At 69.3% G+C, this 16,957-nt stretch carries 15 protein-coding genes; 4 read left to right on the top strand and 11 right to left on the bottom strand.

The genetic code is table 11. The features are described from left to right. Positions 1 to 137: 137 nt before the first annotated feature. The 11 genes from ACFXMG_RS29510 to ACFXMG_RS29460 all read right to left on the bottom strand — a co-directional run bounded on the left by ACFXMG_RS29510 (position 138) and on the right by ACFXMG_RS29460 (position 12,863). A complete protein-coding gene (locus tag ACFXMG_RS29510; RefSeq protein ID WP_383816482.1) occupies positions 138 to 1,481 on the bottom strand; it encodes a DUF1254 domain-containing protein in 1,344 nt (447 codons plus the stop codon). A 626-nt stretch (positions 1,482 to 2,107) separates the two neighbouring features. After that, positions 2,108 to 2,944: an IclR family transcriptional regulator gene (locus ACFXMG_RS29505; protein WP_383816485.1), complete on the bottom strand. Its 837-nt coding sequence runs from the start codon at positions 2,942 to 2,944 to the stop codon at positions 2,108 to 2,110. 689 nt (positions 2,945 to 3,633) lie between these two features. Next, positions 3,634 to 4,704, bottom strand: coding sequence for a PP2C family protein-serine/threonine phosphatase (locus ACFXMG_RS29500; RefSeq protein ID WP_383816487.1), 1,071 nt, complete (start codon positions 4,702 to 4,704; stop codon positions 3,634 to 3,636). Between the two features lie 1,091 nt (positions 4,705 to 5,795). After that, positions 5,796 to 6,137 (bottom strand): hypothetical protein, encoded by a 342-nt coding sequence (locus tag ACFXMG_RS29495; protein ID WP_383816489.1) that lies wholly within the window; start codon positions 6,135 to 6,137, stop codon positions 5,796 to 5,798. A gap of 784 nt (positions 6,138 to 6,921) precedes the next feature. Further along, positions 6,922 to 8,811: a glycoside hydrolase family 15 protein gene (locus ACFXMG_RS29490; protein WP_383816491.1), complete on the bottom strand. Its 1,890-nt coding sequence runs from the start codon at positions 8,809 to 8,811 to the stop codon at positions 6,922 to 6,924. Beyond that, the gene (locus ACFXMG_RS29485) at positions 8,808 to 9,005 is read right to left on the bottom strand and encodes a DUF5999 family protein (protein WP_383816492.1); all 198 of its coding nucleotides are present in this window, start codon (positions 9,003 to 9,005) and stop codon (positions 8,808 to 8,810) included. Before ACFXMG_RS29485 ends, ACFXMG_RS29490 begins: the two co-directional genes overlap by 4 nt. 53 nt (positions 9,006 to 9,058) lie before the next feature. Further along, positions 9,059 to 9,859, bottom strand: coding sequence for a hypothetical protein (locus ACFXMG_RS29480; RefSeq protein WP_383816495.1), 801 nt, complete (start codon positions 9,857 to 9,859; stop codon positions 9,059 to 9,061). Next, entirely contained in the window at positions 9,856 to 10,428 is a 573-nt protein-coding gene (locus tag ACFXMG_RS29475; protein WP_383816497.1) for a hypothetical protein, read from the bottom strand. The genes ACFXMG_RS29480 and ACFXMG_RS29475 overlap by 4 nt, the downstream gene beginning before the upstream one ends. A 62-nt stretch (positions 10,429 to 10,490) precedes the next feature. Continuing rightward, positions 10,491 to 11,204: a hypothetical protein gene (locus ACFXMG_RS29470; RefSeq protein WP_383816499.1), complete on the bottom strand. Its 714-nt coding sequence runs from the start codon at positions 11,202 to 11,204 to the stop codon at positions 10,491 to 10,493. Beyond that, positions 11,201 to 12,055, bottom strand: coding sequence for a hypothetical protein (locus tag ACFXMG_RS29465; RefSeq protein ID WP_383816501.1), 855 nt, complete (start codon positions 12,053 to 12,055; stop codon positions 11,201 to 11,203). The genes ACFXMG_RS29470 and ACFXMG_RS29465 overlap by 4 nt, the downstream gene beginning before the upstream one ends. A 199-nt stretch (positions 12,056 to 12,254) precedes the next feature. Further along, positions 12,255 to 12,863, bottom strand: a complete 609-nt coding sequence (locus tag ACFXMG_RS29460; RefSeq protein ID WP_383816504.1) for a DUF6624 domain-containing protein — start codon at positions 12,861 to 12,863, stop codon at positions 12,255 to 12,257. A 261-nt stretch (positions 12,864 to 13,124) separates the two neighbouring features. Between ACFXMG_RS29460 and ACFXMG_RS29455 the strand changes: the two genes are divergently transcribed. The 4 genes from ACFXMG_RS29455 (at position 13,125) to ACFXMG_RS29440 (ending at position 16,740) form a co-directional block, all read left to right on the top strand. Further along, positions 13,125 to 14,075, top strand: coding sequence for a helix-turn-helix domain-containing protein (locus ACFXMG_RS29455; RefSeq protein WP_384902633.1), 951 nt, complete (start codon positions 13,125 to 13,127; stop codon positions 14,073 to 14,075). 7 nt (positions 14,076 to 14,082) lie between these two features. Continuing rightward, complete coding sequence (locus tag ACFXMG_RS29450) at positions 14,083 to 14,271, top strand: DUF397 domain-containing protein (RefSeq protein WP_383816509.1); 189 nt, start codon at positions 14,083 to 14,085, stop codon at positions 14,269 to 14,271. Positions 14,272 to 14,710: 439 nt separating this feature from the next. Beyond that, complete coding sequence (locus ACFXMG_RS29445; RefSeq protein WP_383816512.1) at positions 14,711 to 15,850, top strand: XRE family transcriptional regulator; 1,140 nt, start codon at positions 14,711 to 14,713, stop codon at positions 15,848 to 15,850. Next, positions 15,847 to 16,740: a phosphotransferase family protein gene (locus tag ACFXMG_RS29440; RefSeq protein WP_383816514.1), complete on the top strand. Its 894-nt coding sequence runs from the start codon at positions 15,847 to 15,849 to the stop codon at positions 16,738 to 16,740. Before ACFXMG_RS29445 ends, ACFXMG_RS29440 begins: the two co-directional genes overlap by 4 nt. Positions 16,741 to 16,957 lie beyond the last annotated feature (217 nt).

Genomic DNA, 16,957 nt, shown 5'->3' with positions numbered 1-16,957 from the left:
GTCCTCGCAGTGTGCCGAGCGCTGACCCTGTGAGACGTTCTCGACGCTCAGTTTTCGAGGGCCGAGGCCGTCCCACGGCTCGGCCCTCGAAGTGCGTGACGTGGTCAGCGGACCGACCGCGTGTCCGACCAGCGTCCTCAACGCACCTTGTGTACGCCCGGGAAGGTGTGCGTCCCGTCGAGGACCGTGTCGACCGGCAGGTATGCCCGGTACATCAGGTAGAAGAGACCACCGCGCGGCGCGGGCAGCCAGTTCGTGGCGTGCGTGGGGCGCTCGGCGCTGATCGTGATGACGGTGTTGCCGTCGGCGTCGGTGACGAGGTCCCGGTCGCGGTCGCCGATTTTGTAGGTGTTCTGCGGGTTGGGGACGAAGTAGCCGTCGTCGCCGTAGAGGGTGACCGACGTGAAGCCGTTCTCGCGCACGGGACGCCCGGTTGCCGGGAGCGTGAGCGTGTAGGTGTGGTCACCGTGCAGACGGGCTCCGTCGGCGTCGGTGTACACCGCGGGGTACAGAGCTTCGTCGGACGGCAGCATGCCGTAGTACAGGTAGTTCACCCAGGCGCGGACGAGGTAGTTCTCGCCGTAGGAGGTCCTGCCCACGTTCTGGGGGTCGCGGACGGCCGAGGGCCATCCCCAGCCGTTGGAGTTGAAGAACTTCACGCCGTGTGCCTCGGCGGCGGACTGGTCGGCGGTGAAGTCGGCGATGAACTTCCACGACGCCTCGGTCTCCTGGAGCAGCAGTGCCCGCTCGTCCGGGTCCTCGGGGAAGGTGAAGCCCTCCTGGGTGAGCCCCAGCGGTGCGAAGGTGTCGAACAGCTCGCGGTCCGTGTCCGGGACCGGCGTTCCCACGATGATCTCGCCCACGCCCTGCCAGAAGCCTTCCGGGTTGTTGCGGGTGTCGAAGAAGGTGAAGCCCGGCACAGGCTGCGGGTGCTTCACGTCCAGGGCCGGCGTGCGCACCCCCTTCAGCCAGCCGTCGAGCGGCTCCACCACGAACCGGTCCTGGATCGTGTGTACCGCGTCGAGGTCCTCGGGGCCCTGGACCAGGATCCTGCCGAGCATCACGCCGATGAAGGAGGGCGAGCGCAATTCGGTGAGCCCCGGCGGCACGGGGCCGTCGTACCCCGGCGGGGTCAGCAGCAGGTTCACTCCGTCCGTCGTCCCCATGCGCGTGCCGTACGAGGCGAACACATTGGTGAAGGCGTCGTAGAAGGGCAGGACGAAGTAGCGGTCCGGGGGGATCGGGGGCGCCTGCACGACGAGAGGCCCTTCGGACAGGTCGAAGCCGAACGCCGTGTACAGCGTGTCGTTGTTCGGGGACGGGACCTTCCGGTACGTCGCGTCGAGGAGGTCCCGGTACGGCATCAGCCTGTTCAGTCTGCTCTCGGTGAGCTGCGACAACGACGTCTGCCGGTAGATCTCCGCCAACGGCAGCGAATAGATGAACGCGGAACGCACCAGCGACGCCTGGAACCCGCTCATGACACCATTCCCCCTGACGCGGTGACTATAAATCACCACATTGATACTTTCGATGGTGTTTGCACGTTAGATCATGAGTGCTCGGCACGCCCGCCCAGGGGCTCGATGTCGTCGCGTGCCGGTCGATTCCGAGTCTGTCCGCTGCGGTGTTCAGGGTGTGGATCACGTCGGCCGGTGAGGGGCGGCCGCCGCGGGTCTCGGCCAGGCCGTCGGGACGGCCGGGATGTGCACGACGACGCGGTCCGGCAGCCGCAGGACCCGGAGAGATTCATCGATGTGCTTCGAAGCGGCTGGGCGATGCTGTGACCCGCTTCGGTGCGGCGCTGGAGCTGGGCACCACGGGCGGGATGAGATCGTCCGCCGGCACGGCGAGCCGTGGATCAAGGTTTCGCCTCTGGGCAAGCAGATGGCGCCGGGGAGTCTGGTCGCTCTGAATACGGAGATCGAACGCCGCTGGGGCGCTATCGACCTGATCAGCATCCTCAAGGAGGCGAGGAGATGTGCATGCCTGTGACCCCCCGTGGTGTCCTCGGCTTCTGATGCAAGAAGCGGCGTCGCCGTAGCGGATGGCTGTCTTCTCGTCGATGCCGAAGACGAGCGCGAGGTGGAGCGGTCGGCGCCGTGGGTCAGGGCCTCTTCGAGCTGTCGGTCGACGCGCAGCCGTTCGCGATCTGCGCGATTGAGGAGGGTGCGGCCTTCTGCCGGACGACGGCGAACGTCCGGGACATCAGGACCTCTTCCACGGACTCCTGGAGCCGGACCGCCAGTGACCGGAGAGACCCGCCGCGGGCTGCGGGAACGGACAGTGCCAGCGTGGCGACCGAGGCTCCGACGGAGATCGGCACCGCCGCGCACACTGTCCCTGGCTCGTACTCCCGGTACTCCAGCACCGGTGCCCGGCGCGGCAGTCCGGCCAGTCTCCGCTCCAGCTCGCGCGCGTCGGGAACAGTGTGAGTGGTGAGGGGTGTGACGGGGTGACGGTGGAGATGGTCGACGCGCTCACCCTCGTCGAGTTGGCGGAGCAGGCACTGGCCGATCGCGTGCGCGTGGGCCGTCGCCCGGAAATCCGCCCACTCGGCGACCGGCGGGGCGGCCGGGTTGCCGGACACAGCAGACACCTCTACCTCCCCGTCCCGGTACTGCGCGAAGTACACGGCCGCGTCCAGTTCACGGCTGAGGTGCTCGACCCAGCCCTGCACGCCCAGCGCGACGACCTCGCCATCGTCCTCGACCGGCCGGACCGGGAGGGTGAGCACGTACACCCCGTTCTCGCTGCGGACGAACCCCTCGTGTGCCAGGGTGCGCAGCAGGTGGTACGTCGTCGGCAAAGGCAGCATCACGTCTCTGGCGAGCTGCTTGGCACTGCCCACGCCGCCCCGCCGTTCCAGGCAGTCGAGCAGCCTCAGCGCACGCTGCACCGACTGGATCAGCGTCGGACCCGCGTCCGGTCGTCCTTCAGCCACGAGCGGCCTCCTGACTTCTGGCATCGGCGGAGGCCCCGCCCCGCGCTCCGGCCGGCGAAACAGGACCATGTCAGTTGAATCCCGAAGGGCCGAAGTGGACAGCATTATTCAGCCAAGTGATGTCAGGTCCATACCTTCCAGCGGTGTGGAGAGGGGGTGCTATTCGCGCAATTCACGCCTTCTGGTGCGATGTTGGCTGCGGCGCGCAGAGCCTGCGTGAGGTCGGCAGCGGGGATCGCGGACGTCGGATTCGAAGCGAATCATGTGAATTGGTGTAAGAGTTCTGAAAAGCGTGTTCTGTGCATGCCCGACAAAGGAGCCTCCACCACTGAAACCGGACGGCGACGCCTTCGGCAGCCCACCGGTCGATCGCCATGGGAGGGAAGAGTCCGGCCTTCCTGTCGTCACTGAGGAAGTCTTCGAGGAGAGAGTCCGACTGCCGGCCGACACCACCCTTCCCCGAGGCGGCAAGGATCTGGACGGCTGAGCACTCCACCGGCTCTGCCGACCGCCACCGAGGAGCGGTACGCCTGCCCCGCCGTCGGCGCGGGCACCTGCCGCGTTGGCGCATGTGACCCCCCAGCGGGGCGGTGGACCGGCACCTCCAAGATCAACTATTGGCGGCTCCGGGCTCAATAGGGAGCCGCGTGCGGCAGGTTCTGCCCGGACCTGTTTCAGAACTGAGGTTCTCATTCCGGGGTTTTGTCGAAGGTGGCGGCGATGATGGTGGTGTCGTCGCGTTGCCAGTCGATGCCGAATCTGTCCGCTGCGGCGTGCAGGGTGCGGATCACGTCGGCCGGGTGGGTGGTGTCCATGGCCGTCAGGCTTTCGGTGATGCGGTGTTCGCCGAACTCGTGGCCGTGTGTGTTGCGGGCCTCGGCCAGGCCGTCGGTGGTCAGTACCAGGACGTCGCCTTCTCTGAGGTGGGTGCGGTAGGTGTCCCAGGGCGCGAGGTCGGGGGTGACGATGGAGCTGAGCAGGGGGCCGGTCACGGTCAGCCGTTCGACGGTTCCGCCGGTCCGTCGGAGGAACGCCGCGGTGTGGCCGGCGTTCACCCATTCCACCGTGCCGGTCCGTGGGTCGAGGACTGCCACGGCCAGGGTGAGGAACCGCTCGTCCTGGTCCGCGATGGCCGTCCACGCAGTCTCGACGGCTTCAAGGGCGCTGTGCCCGAGGCGCAGCGCCACTAGTGCGCGGCTCTTGGCCATGGCTGCGACGAGTCCTGCCTGGACGCCGTGGCCGGAGACATCGCCCTGGATCACGGCCGTCCGGCCGTCGGGCAGGGGCAGGGCGCCGTTGAAGTCGCCGGCCATGAGGCCCTCGGCCGGGATGAGGGATCCGTCCGCACGGACGCCGTGGCCGGCGCCGTCGAGGTGTGCGAGGAAGGCGGACAGGCCGAGGGTGGTCTGGCCGTCCTGTGTGAGCGCCTCCCGGTCGCGGCGGTGTGCCCACCGGTACTCGCGCAGGCGGGTCCGGACGCGGTCGGCTTCGGTCGCCGCGCCCGTGAGCCACCCGCGCTCTGCGCCGGGCTGAGGGTCGAGGTCGCCGTTCGCGGCATGCCCGAGGGTCTGCTCGATCGCGGTGAGCGGGGCCATCACCTTGCGTGAGACGAGGACGACGAGTGCGGACATCAGGATCAGGAGAAGTCCGGCCGCCAGTTCCACGACCAGGAACATCTGGCCCTGGTTGCTGACGACGTTCGCGCGGGCGGTGGTGCGGACGTGGTCGATCCGGTTCGCCAGCCCTCGTATCACCGGCACCAGCTCGCCCGCGCTGATCGCCCCGGCCGCGTCTGATGCCGCTGTTGCGGTATTGGAGACGTCCCGTGCGGCGGGGGCCTGAAATGCGTTGGCCCAGCGGGCCAGCCTGCCTTCGAGCGCTGCCGCCTCCGCATCCAGCCCGGGAACAGCGGACGCTGGTGTCGCAGTGCGTCGTAGTGGAACACGGCCATCGCAACCTGCGACTCCGCCTTGGTCCTGTACTCGTCGCGGCCGGTGTGGAGGTACCCGCGGTGGGCGACAGCCTGGAGGTCCACGGCGGCCTCCAGCGCCTGCGCGGCCTCAGCCGCCGGGGTGAGGCCGTTGCGGATCTGCGACTGCGTCCGGTCGGACCTGATCTGCACCACCGCGTAGTGGACACCGACGGAGATCACCGCCAGCGTCATCACCAGAACGGCGAACAGGCCACCAAGACGAAGGGCTCTCGGCATAGTTCCGCATCCCGTCCTGGCACCCGAGAAACGGGTGCCGTCACTCGGCTGCCCCGCCCGGTCACCCGGAAATCCGGCCCCCTTCAACAGTCCCTTCTGGGTGGCTTTTCAACAAGAGGGCGAATGTCACATATAGGCAGGAATTTCCCTCGCTGTGCCCGGGAGGGATAGGCACCTTCGGGGCGGTCGCAGCGGCCGACATGAGTACCGCCGGCGGGCGCCGGACACCCGCGCCGCGCGGTGGCAGAGGGCCCGGTCCAGGCCGCGGTGGTACGACGCCAGCGTCGGCGGCCAGGTCGAGGACGATCAGTCCTGGTTGGCCGCGACGCCGTAGCGGTCAGCGCATCCCGCGAGCTGCCAGGTGACCTTCTCGCGATCTCCGGGGCGATCGGCGAGTTACGGGGCGAGCGCGAGGGCTGAGGCCGTCTCCATCGGCTCGTTCGGGTGCGGGGCGCCGATGACGAGAACGTGCTTGTGGCTGCCGGGGAGGTTCAGCATGGTCATGGGCCGGTCATCGCGGGAGCGGCGGATCTAGCGCAAGGTGCAGACCTCCCGGTGCTCGGCAGCGATCGTCCACAGCTTCGGTCCAGCTCCTCCAGCGTCGGCGGCCTGTGGCCGATGTACAGAGCCAACGTCTCGCGGTCACGACCAGACCTCCTCGCGGAGGCCGTCGCCGTTCAGCGGCAGCGAAGCGGTCCGGTGGGCCGGGCTCGTCGTATGGGATTCGTACGGGTACGTGTGAGTGCTTGCCGTGGCTTTGGCCGCGTCCTGCGGCTGCTCTTCGGCGTACAGCTCCAGGTCCGGCGCGGACGCGACTGAGAGTCCGTGGGCGGTGTCGATCTCGTCGACTACAAGGCTTCCGGCTAGGGCGATGCCGGCGGCGTTCCAGCTGATGAAGATCAGGCTGGGGACGATCTCGGCGAGGTTGGAGGCGGACCACCGGAGTCTGGTGGTGAAGACGGGTAAGCGTGCGTTGCGGGTCACTGTTGCTCCAATCCGGAGGCGGGGTTGGTGAGGCTGGGCAGGAGGGCCCCAGAAGGCGCCCAGGGGGATGAGATGCAGGTCGGTGCGGGCGCCGCACCGTTCACGAAGCTCGTCGACGTGGTCGAGGAACAGGCCGGTGGCCGGAGCTCGGTGGGGAGGTCGTCGTCCGCAGGGAGACCAGCGAGGACGTGCAGGACTGCGAGGTCGGTCGGGCCGAGTATCTGGACTGGGAGCGGGGGGAGAGAGATGGCCGCCCGCGGCAGGGCTGCGGCCTGGCGGGCAGCGGTGGGGGCGACGAAACGGAGGTCGATTCGGTTCAGGTGCTGGCGGACGGTCTCGATGGGTAGGCCCAGCTTCTCGGCGATCTCAGCTTCAGACGCGTCGGCGAGCTGCATTCGCCCGACCGCCAGTTGGGCCGGGAAGAGCGGGCGTGGTGTGGCGGGGGCAGAGGCGCGGGCCCTCTGCTGAACGGGGGATTGGCCTGCGCGGGAGTGAGGCCGGCCAGGAGAAGCGGGCCGTTCAGGACCCGGTGTAGGTCGGCGGGCGAGATGACGACCTGGCCGGGGGCATGACCCAGTGCACGTCCCGGCCGCCGGTCGTCGCCAGTGGCGGGATGCCTAGGGCCTACCCTTCGGTATGACGCGGGCGCCGTAGGGCCAGTCGTCCGGGACACGGACCGCGGTGAAGTCCTCGCCGCAGCGAGCGCGAAGGGTCTTGCTGCTGCCCGACACTCAGGGAGGCATGTCCCAGCCGCCCAGGAGCGAGTGCGTACGGGGCCAGGCGGTCATGACTCCGCTCCCGCCGGACGGGGTGTGCTGGAGGCATCGAGGCCCGCGAGTTCGGCGGTCGCGCCCAGGTGACCGACGTGGCTGAACGCCTGTGGGAAGTTGCCGAGCTGCCGGGCGCCGTGCGGGTCGTACTCCTCGGCGAGCAGGCCGAGGCCGTTGCGGACGGCGAGGAGGCTGTCGAGGGCGGTGCGGGCATCGGCGGGCCGCCCGATCAGCGCGAGGGCCTCGGCCAACCACCCGGTGCAGATGAGGAACCGTCCCTCGTCGCCGGGGAATCCGTCGGCCCCGACTTCCTCGCCGACGGTGCGGTAGCGGAGGACGAACCCGTCGTCGGTGCCGAGCTCACGCTGGACCGCCTCGATGGTGCCGATGACCCGCTTGTCGTCGGCGGGCAGGAAGCCGGAGAGCAGGCCGTGCAGGAGGGAGGCGTCCAGCTCTCCTGACCCGTAGGACTGACTGAAGGAGTTGAGGTCGGTGTTGAAGCCGTTCTCGCACACCTCGATGTGGATCGCCTCGCGCAGCGCCCGCCACCGTTCCAGCGGCCCGTCGGCGTGGCCGGCCTCGATAGTGCGGACGGCCCGGTCGATGGTGGCCCAGGCCATGATCTTGGAGTGGGTGAAGTGACGCTCCGGCCCGCGCATCTCCCAGATGCCCGAATCGGGTCGATCCCAGACCTGCTCCAGCTCCCCGGCGAGCGCGACGAGAACCGAACCGAGCCGCCGGGCCCAGCTGCTCTCCGCCTGGGCAAGCTCGTAGAACTCCATCGCGAGCTCGCCGTAGATGTCGACCTGGAGCTGGTCCGCGGCGGCGTTGCCGATGCGGACCGGCGCTGACCCCTCGTATCCCGGCAGCCAGCCCAGCTCCATCTCCGGCAGCTCCGTCTCGCCGCCGACCCCGAACATGATCTGCCGCCGACCGGTCTCGCTGTGGCTGGCCTGTACCGCCCAGCTCGCCCAGGCGAGAGCCTCGCGCAGGTAGCCGTACTTGCGCAGGACGCCCGCGCTGAGAGCGCCGTCCCTCAACCAGGAGTAGCGGTAGTCGTAGTTCCGGACGCCGCCGATCGCTTCGGGCAGGGAAGTGGTCGGTGCGGCCACGATCGCGCCCGTCGGGGCGTAGATGAGCGCGCCCAGGGTGAGCAGGGAGCGGACGACCGCCTCGCGGTCCGGACCGGAGTAGGTGCAGCGGGCCGCCCACGCCTCCCAGAAGTCCAGGGTGAACTTCATCAAGGCATCGTCGATGGGGATGGGCGGCGGGCTGTCCACCCCCTCCCGCCAGGAGAGGCCGAAGGCGACCGTCTCGCCTGCGGTGACGGTGAATTCCGAGACGAGGTCGGCGCGGTCGACGTGCGCGGGGGCGCCGGCATCGAGCCACAGTCGGCCACCATCGTGCTCGGGGAGGTCGATCGCGTGGCGCCGGCCGAACTCGACGATCCGAGGCACAGTTGCTCCGTAGTCGGGGCGGGTTCGGAGCAGCGACCGCATGGTCATCGTGCCCGAGAGCCCTGTCACGATCCGCACCAGGCGCGGTGCGCCACCGCCGGGCACCATGAAGTCCGAGACGACCGCGCTGGTGGTGCCGTAGCTCCAAGTAGTCTGCAAGACGAGCGAGTTGCCCGCGTACTGGCGGCTGGAGGCGGGGACGGCGCTGCCGTCCATGAGCATAGTGGGCGCGATCTGCCAGAAGCCGTGCTGCTCGGTGCCGAGGAGGCTGGCGAACACGGCGGCGGAGTCGAACCGCGGCATGCACAGCCACGGGATGGAGCCGTCCCGGCGGACCAGGGCGCTGCCCTTCTGGTCGCCCACGTACCCGTGGTCCTCGATCCGCGGGGTGGCGGCGAGCACGCGGTCGGCCGTGTGCTGGTGGGGGATGGCGGGGAGGGCGCTCATGCGGCCACCGCCACGGTCATGGGGCGGTGCGGGGCGATGATCCGTCCGTCGGGCAACAGCTCGCCGGTGTCCTCGAAGAGAAGCACGCCGTTGCACAGCAGAGTCCAGCCCTGCTCGGGGTGGCTCGCGGTCGGCTCGGCAGCCTCCCGGTCGGGGGAGTCCGCGGACGGGCAGGGTGTCGAGTGCTCGCACATGGTGGAGTCCTTGCTGGAGATGAACGGGGAGAGGAGGAGCAGGCGCGCTTCGGTCAGGCGCGCTGGGGGAGGCGGAGGCCGGCGTGTCGAGGCTGCCGGACCGGCCTGATGTCGGGCGCCGGGTTGACCGCCGAGAGCGATCGACCCCAGTTGACGCGGAACGGGTCGCCCGGGCGCGAGGGCTGGGTGATCCACAGTGGGGCGAAGCCCGCACGGCCGGAGAGGAACCGCGCGGCGGCGTCGGCCGCCTCCTGGCCGGGGACGTGGAGGTGCCGGGCGCGATGGAGGCCACTGACCGGGCTCACGAGGCGGTAGCCGCTCAGGAGAGGCACGATCACCCAGCGCCCCACTACCGCCGGCTGCGGGCCTTCGTCGTACAGGCCGGCCAGGTCCGCGGCGAACGGCGTCGGGCCGAGGACCTGCCGCTGCCAGGACCGCCGGATCATCGAGGCCCGCGTCGGGGCATCCAGCCTGTCCCGGGTCGTCTTCAGCAGGTACTGGGCGTGGTGGGGCTTCAGACCCTGGCGTCGTGCGTACGCGTTGACCGGCCCGCCGGCGGCGAGCGTACGGACCAGGCCGTACGCATTCGCCTCCAGCAGGAGCGGCTGGAGTACGGCGGGTGTGGGTAGGACGCCGTGGGTGTACGCGTAGTCGACGAGCTGTGGCCGGACGATGGCGTCGAACTGGAAGCGGCGCGCGATCCGGCCGAGCCGGTACTTCACGAGCGCGGCGCTCTTCAGCCCGAGTCGCGCGGCTACTTCCGGGTCCTCGTGGCCCTCGGCGATCAGCTCCAGGACATGCCGTTCCAGATGGGGCAGCAGCGCCTCGGAGTGGGTGGGCACACGGGCGGTCATGCCACACGCGCCTCGGTCGCGCCTATGGCGATGCGCTCCCGCCGGCCGGGCCGACTCATCCGGTGGCCGATGGACGCGACAGCGAAGTGCCCACCGGAGTGGACCTTCCCCCGCCCGGTCGTGGCGAGGTCCACGAGCGCCAGGCCGACATACGAGGCCGGTACCCGCAGCGACTTCGCCAGCGTGCGCCGACGGATACGGGCGGACGGGGCCAAGGTCCCACTCTCGATGCGCCGCTGGATCTCCTGGGCGACCGAGCCGACGGAGAGGCAGGGCACGAGGGTCTCGCGCAGGGCCCGCAGCATCTCCCGGGCCAGGTCGGCGAGGAGGCACGCTTGCGGCCAGGTGCCCCAGATGCCGTAGGTGGGCGGGGTGAGGGCCACGATCCATGCATCCCACCGGGCACGGTCGGTCGGCGAGTCGCTCGTGGCGCGGCGGGTCCGGGCCAGGCCGAGCAACGGTCCCGCCGAGGCGTACACGAGGTGGTAGGCGTCCTCGACGGCCTTGGCCGACGGGTTGGTGCGCCGCCCCTTCACCGACCGCAGCCTGCTGATGTCCTGCGTCAGCATGCCTGCGGTCTGCGCGGCGGCGGGGTCCGCCGGCGTCCGGCGGCGATCCAGGAGAGAGGCGATCACTTCACGTCCAGGAGAGAGGAGGAGAACGGGGAATGGGATGGCTGCGCGGGACAGCGGACCGCGGGTGCGTCGCCGGAAGGGGCGTTGCACGGCACCGCGTCGGCGAAGAGCCGGGGATCGCTCAGGTCCACGGGAGTGATGGCGCCGAGGTAGCGGACCAGCGCTGTGGCGACCATGAAGGCGAGGTTCGGATCGCCGAGGGCGAGCGTCCGATTGACCGGCTGCGGCCGGTCGGGCGGGTAGAAGACCCCGGCGACCCCGACCAGCTCGGTGACGCCGGCCCACACTGCCTCGTGGCCCTGGCGCAGTTCAGGGCATCTGACCGTGGCATCGCGAGCGTGGAAGAGGCAGGTGGGCGGTTCGATCACGTTCTCACCTGCCCCCCAGTCGCGTTCCGGGTCGTCGTCCGTGCCCTCGGGCACGGGCAGAAGCCACAGCACGCCCAGTGGCGACCGCGTGGCCGGACCCATGCCGATCTGGCACCGCAGCTCGGCCATCGCCTTGCGCTGCTGGAATGGGTTCACGTCCGCGTACCGCGGGGCACCGGTCGCGGAGCCGGAGATCCGCGGCCAGAGCACCCCCATCTCCCGGTCCTCGAGGTCCGGGTGGTGGATGCCGCCGGGACCCAGGCACACGGGAGGTACGTCGATGCTCTCGTCGCTCCACAGGGCGACGGCGGGGACCAGCTCCCGCTGGGGCAGTCGGTTCACGAGGACTCCGGCTGCGTCCGGACGAGCGCGGTCGTCAGGGCTTCGGCCTGCTCGGGCGACAGCGGCTCGACCGCCAGGACCTCCTCGTGGCACGTGCTGCACAGCTGACCGCGGGAAGGGAACGCACTGACTTGGACCCGCTTGCCGCCGAGCCGGTCGTGCAGGACCTGGGCAACACGGTCGGCAAGCCTGTACAACTCGACCCCGTAGGCGGCCGGCTCCTCCGCGTGCTCACCGAGCGCGACGAGTACGGTACGAACGTCGTCCAGCGTGAGCAGCAGGTCCCACACCCTACCCGCTCGTGCCTCCACCTTGTCGGCGTAGACGCACCGGTGCGCGGCCAGTGCTTGCGCCAGTCTTCGTGTGACGAGGGTCAGCCGCGGCATACGGTCGAGGACCAGTCGGGCCAGCCGATCAGCGTCACTGACGTCGGCGAGCGTCGTGCGCACCCCGGGGTAGGCGAGGTTGGCGGAGCAGGGTTCGATTTCGGCGGTGATTCCGGCTTCGGCCAGGGCCTGACGGGCGATGCCGATCGTGGTGACGTCGTCCGAGTCCGAATCGGGCAGCCCCAGAATCGGTCCGAGACAGGAGAGCACCATCAGTCGAGACGGGGGGTCGACGGACACGGTGTGGAGGCCGGGAGCGTCAGCCAGAACGTCCTTCAGCTCGTTCAGTGCGGATTGGAGCTGAGCGGGCTGGGACTGGGGTGATGAGAGATCAGGGGTGTCGGTCATGGTGGGCACCGTGGGTCGGGTAGCGGGATGGAAGCGGCGGGAGGCGTACGGGCCGGCGACGGCCACGAGCCCGAAGAGCACCAGCACGACCAGACCGGTCGGGTTCAAGCAGGGCACTCCGGCCTCCTTCGCCGATGGCGGTGCTGGGGCTACGGGAGAGCGGGCCCGGCCCCGCATTCGGGGCGGGACCGACCACGTGGGGGCCGGGGCGTCGCCCCCCACCCGCTCCAGGCGGATCGCCGGTAGAGGGGCCCCGGATCAGCCCCGCCCCCCAGGTAACTGGGGCAGGATTCAGTCCACTTCGTGGAAGCAGCTGTTACGCCACGTCCCGGAGCGGGGGGCCTGGCGAATCGACGTACTCCCTGTCGTCGAAGTGGGGCGCCACCGCGAGACGGTCTCGCAGCTGATGCAGGGCCATCGAGGCCAGCGGGAGTCCGAGGGCGGCCCGGCGCGCGTCGAGATCGGTGTCCGGTTCGGATACGGGCTCCAGTTCCGGTCCGGAGGAACCGAGGCGGTACTGCGTGCCGTAGAACTGGGGCCGGCCAGCCCCCAGGAGGCACCGGTCGTACAGGTGGGCCCAGTGCCGCTTCGACGCGGTGCCGCGCTTCACCGCTGCGTACATCACCCGGTAGGCGAGCCGCTGGAGGTCGGCGCGGGTGTCGGCCCGAAGGGCGAGCTTCCATGCGGCCTTCGCGCCGCCCTCTCCCACGAGCGGCACGTCCGGCCACCCGTGGTCCGCGATAGCACGGGCCAGGACTTCTGCGTTGGTGTGGTCGATGTGGCGGTCCGCGCCAACCTGCTCGTCGCCCGGCGGCAGCCGGGCGAGACGGGCCCAGTGTTCGTCGGACTGCTTCGCCCGAGCAATCAGCTCACGTGCGAGGTTCGGGCTTCGCGGGGAGGTGATCATGTTGCGCTCGTTTGCCATGGAGACTCCTCAGGCGTACGCGACGGCGGACTACTGCGGGATGTGCATGGGGTGGTCTGCCGCCACAGCGCTAGAGCGGCTGCGTAGCGCTTGGGACCGAAGTCCGCTCTCTTGCTTGGCGCGGCGACTGGAGTATGTCGCCGAACGGGCAGCCGTGAAACTCTCACGGTGAGAGTGTCCGCATGAGCGGATCACGTATATGCTGCTGCCGAAGCCGTGCCGTGTAACTTGCGTTGTGGCCGCCCCGCGCGAGCGGGAAGGATGGCGGCACTCGCATCAAGGGAGTACGCCATGCTGACAGGGCCGACAGGGCCGGCCGCTTCGGCTGGTGCCCTCGGTTGGGAAGGCCCGACCACCCGCCTTCGTCTGCTCGGCATCCGCCTTGCGGCCCTTCGGAAGCGGTCCGGCCTCTCCTTGGAGGAGGCCGGGTCCAGGGTGGGGATCTCGAAGGCCACCATGAGCAGGTACGAGCGAGCGAAGACCAAGGTTCGATGGCTCCTCGTGGACCAGTTGTGCCGGGTCTACGAAGCAACGGACGAAGAGCGTCTTGCGCTGGTCGACCTAGCCAAGAACAGCCAGTACACCGACGGGTGGTGGATGGACTTCGGAGGCGACCTCCCCGAGCACATGCGGCTTCTGCTGGCCCTGGAGAATGAGGCGTCCCACATCCGCCAGCTTGCCGGCGGCGTGATACCGGGTCTGCTGCAGACGATGGACTACGCCAAGAGCATCAAGGCAACCCCCGGGTGGTCCTTGCCAGAGGCCGACCTGGGGGATCGCCTGGGCCTCCGGATGCGGCGGCAGGAGATTCTCGATCGAGAGCTGCCGCCGCGGTACGACGTGTTCCTCGACGAGGCCGTGCTTCGGCGCAACGTGGGCGGACCCGAGGTCATGGCCGCTCAGATGGCGCAGCTGCTGGAGCGCGGCGCAAGCGATGCCATCACCATCCAGGTCCTCCCCCTGGAAGGAGGCGCCTACAGCGCGGGGCTCGGCAGTCACGTGATCTACGGTGGATTCGGTGGGCCCGACCCGGCTCTCGACGTCGTCTTTCTGGAGCATCAGACCGGCGGCGTCTTCCTGGAGGACGCCGGGGCGCTTGAGGAGTACGCAGGCGGCTACGCCTACCTGCGCCAGGAGGCGCTGGACCCATCCGCATCGGCGGCCCTGATCGCCAATGCGCGTGATTCCTTCCTGCAGCTCGCGAGTAAGTAGAGGACAAGTGGAAGATCAGCTCGAGTACTTCACCAGCTCGTACAGCGGCTCGCCCAACAACGAGTGCGTGGCGTGCGCGTTCGCGCCGGAAGGGCTCCGCGTACGTGACTCCAAGCAGCCCGGTAGCGGAACGATCCGCGTGGGCCACGACGCGTGGGCGGCCTTCACCGCCGCGGTGGACCAAGGCGTGATCTGACGCCGGCCGTTCCTTCCAGGCCCGGCGCTTCCCTGGGAGGTGCCGGGCTTCGTCGCGTCGACGCCCGGGATCTTCGATACATGGACGGGTGGAGTCTGACGGATTGGGCCAACTCGGAGCGTGGAGTGGGGTATTCAAGAATTCTATCGATGCGGACAAGCCGCTTGTCCGCATGGAAGAGCCGAAGGGGGAGCCATGGCGCAGAAGCCGGCGTCGCTGGACGAGAACCACTCGGTGCGAGCCTGGTGGGGCAAGGAGCTTCGGAACTGGCGCCGGGTGCGGCAGCTCTCCTCCAAGGCGCTGGGCGAGCTGGTGCAGCTCAGCGGCACGATGATCGAGCGGATTCGAGAAGAACCAGCGAACGTGCACGGCGCCCCTGGCGGCCAGGTTCGACGTTGCGCTCGACGCTGGCGGAGCCTTAACGCGGCTGTGGCGGTATGTGGAACGCGAGGAGCAGCAGAGGGGCTCCGATGCGGACAACGGTGTGCCTCTTCTCTCCGAGGGCGGCATGGAAGACCGGCCCTCGGGCAGGGTGGGGGAGATCCCGGTCTCCTACCTGAAGAGGATGTCTGCAGTGGACCGCCGGAAGCTGATGACCTTGCTTGGCGGCCTCGGCGTTGCAGCCACGGCCCTGACTTCTGATCTTGCGCGCCCGAGGGTCGTACGCGCGGAGGACATCCGACAAGTCCGGGCCGCCTCCATCACCCTGTCCCAATGGGACGCCCGGTTCGGCGGGGACGGACTCGTCCAGAGTGCCGCCGAGGGGGAGATGGCCAGAGCCCGCGCCCTACTGGAGCTGAGCTGCCCCGCCTCTCTCAAGCAGGACCTGTTCACGGACGTCGGCCGGCTGGCGATCGTGCTCGGGGCTGCGGCCTTCGACCGACTCCAGCACAACGAGGCCACCGTGCTTCTGGACCTGGGGCGCCAGTGTGCCGAGGAGGCCGACAATTGGAGCCTGCGGGCCAACGCTCTCAACTGGCGTGCGAGACAGGAGATCTGGCGCGGACGACCAGAGGAAGGGCTCACCCTTGCGGAGGAGGGCTTGGTGCGGGCCGATCGACTCACTCCGCGAGAGCAATCGATGCTTCACAACGCGAGAGCGCGTGCTTTCGCCAAGATGGAGCGTCCCGGCGAGGCCCGCTCCGCGATCAGCCTGTCCGACGACATCGTCACTCGGGCGAAGGATGTCGGCGAGGAAGCTCCGTGGATGGTCTTCTACGACCACGCCCAGCACTTGGGCGACACAGGCCATGCGGCCTTCGACATCGCGATGCTCCGAGGGAACCAGGGATCGGTGGAGCTCGCGCGCCACCGCCTGGAAGCCGCAGTGGACGGACACTCCACCGAATTCGCTCGGTCCCGTGCTCTTTCCGGGACCAAGCTCGCGACGCTGCTGATGTCGACCGGCGAGCCGGATCGCGCTGTGGCAGTGGCCACCAGAGCCCTGGACGACGTCGGACGACTGCGCTCCCGGCGCGCCGCGGCTGACGTCGCCTCCCTCGCGAGGGCCGCCGCTCCCTTCAGTCGGAGGCCGGAGCTCGCCGAGCTACGAGCCAGGATCGGTACCGTGCTGGCATGACCACGACCGAGATCCAGGTGTCGCGGGCACTCCTCGCGGAGGCTGCGGCGGCGCGAAGCTTGTCCGCCGACGGCGCCACGCTCATCCGGGTGGGCGAGAACGCGCTATGGCGGCTGACATCCAATGTGGTCGTCAGGATCGCCAGGACTGGTCAAGGTGCGGCCGCCGCTCGTGAAGTCGCAGTGGCACGTTGGCTGGCGTCGGCCGGTGTGCCGACGGTCGAACCACTCGCGATGGACCAGCCGGTGAGGGTAGGTGGTCGAGCCGCGACGTTCTGGGCTCTACTCCCTCCGCACGAGGCCGGCACGGAGGCAGACCTCGCCGGCCTCCTGGCCCAGCTCCATAGCCTCCCGGTTCCGACCTTCGCGATCGGCCGTCTCAATCCGTTCGTTCGGATCGAGGATCGGCTCATTGCCTCCCGTGTCGTGGCGGAAGAAGATCGCGCCTGGCTCTTGAGTCGCCTCGGCGAGCTCGAAGGCCAATGGCAGGACCTGCCCGGCGGACGGGGGGACTGCGTGGTCCACGGCGACGCCTGGACGGGAAACTGCGCGGTGGTCAATGAACCGTCCCGTCGAGCTGTTCTCCTCGACTACGAACGAACGTCCCTCGGGCCGCCTGAGTGGGATCTCACCTCGACCGCCATCGAGGTCGACACTTTCGGGAGCCTTTCCACTGAGAAGTACCGGGCCTTCTGCGATCGGTACGGGTACGACGTGATGGGCTGGCCCGGGTACCCGACGCTCCGCGGCATCCGAGAGCTCCGACTTGTCACCTTCGCGTTGCAGATCGCAGAACGGGACCCCTCTGCGAGAGGCGAGGCCCAACGCCGGGTCGAGTGCGTGCGAGGGAGGAGAGGGCCTCGTCCCTGGGGATGGCGAGCGGTCGGGTAGCAGGCCAGGGCTGAAACGGAGACCCCGAGCCGCACATCTCGCGCCGCCGCTGGATCGTGATCGCCTGCGCGACACCGGCGAGGATGTTCGGCGTGTACCCCCCAAGAAGGAAACGATCGCGCCGGGCGCGGACGCGGACCTACCGCGACCGAGGGTGGCGCGCACCGCGCTTGGGGACCAGTTGGGGACCACACGGCGTGCACGACGGTGCACGACA

The organism is Streptomyces sp. NPDC059201 (genome assembly GCF_042754585.1).
Taxonomy (GTDB): domain Bacteria; phylum Actinomycetota; class Actinomycetes; order Streptomycetales; family Streptomycetaceae; genus Streptomyces.
Note: the sequence above shows the minus strand (reverse complement) of the source record. Positions and strands in the feature narration are given on the sequence as shown.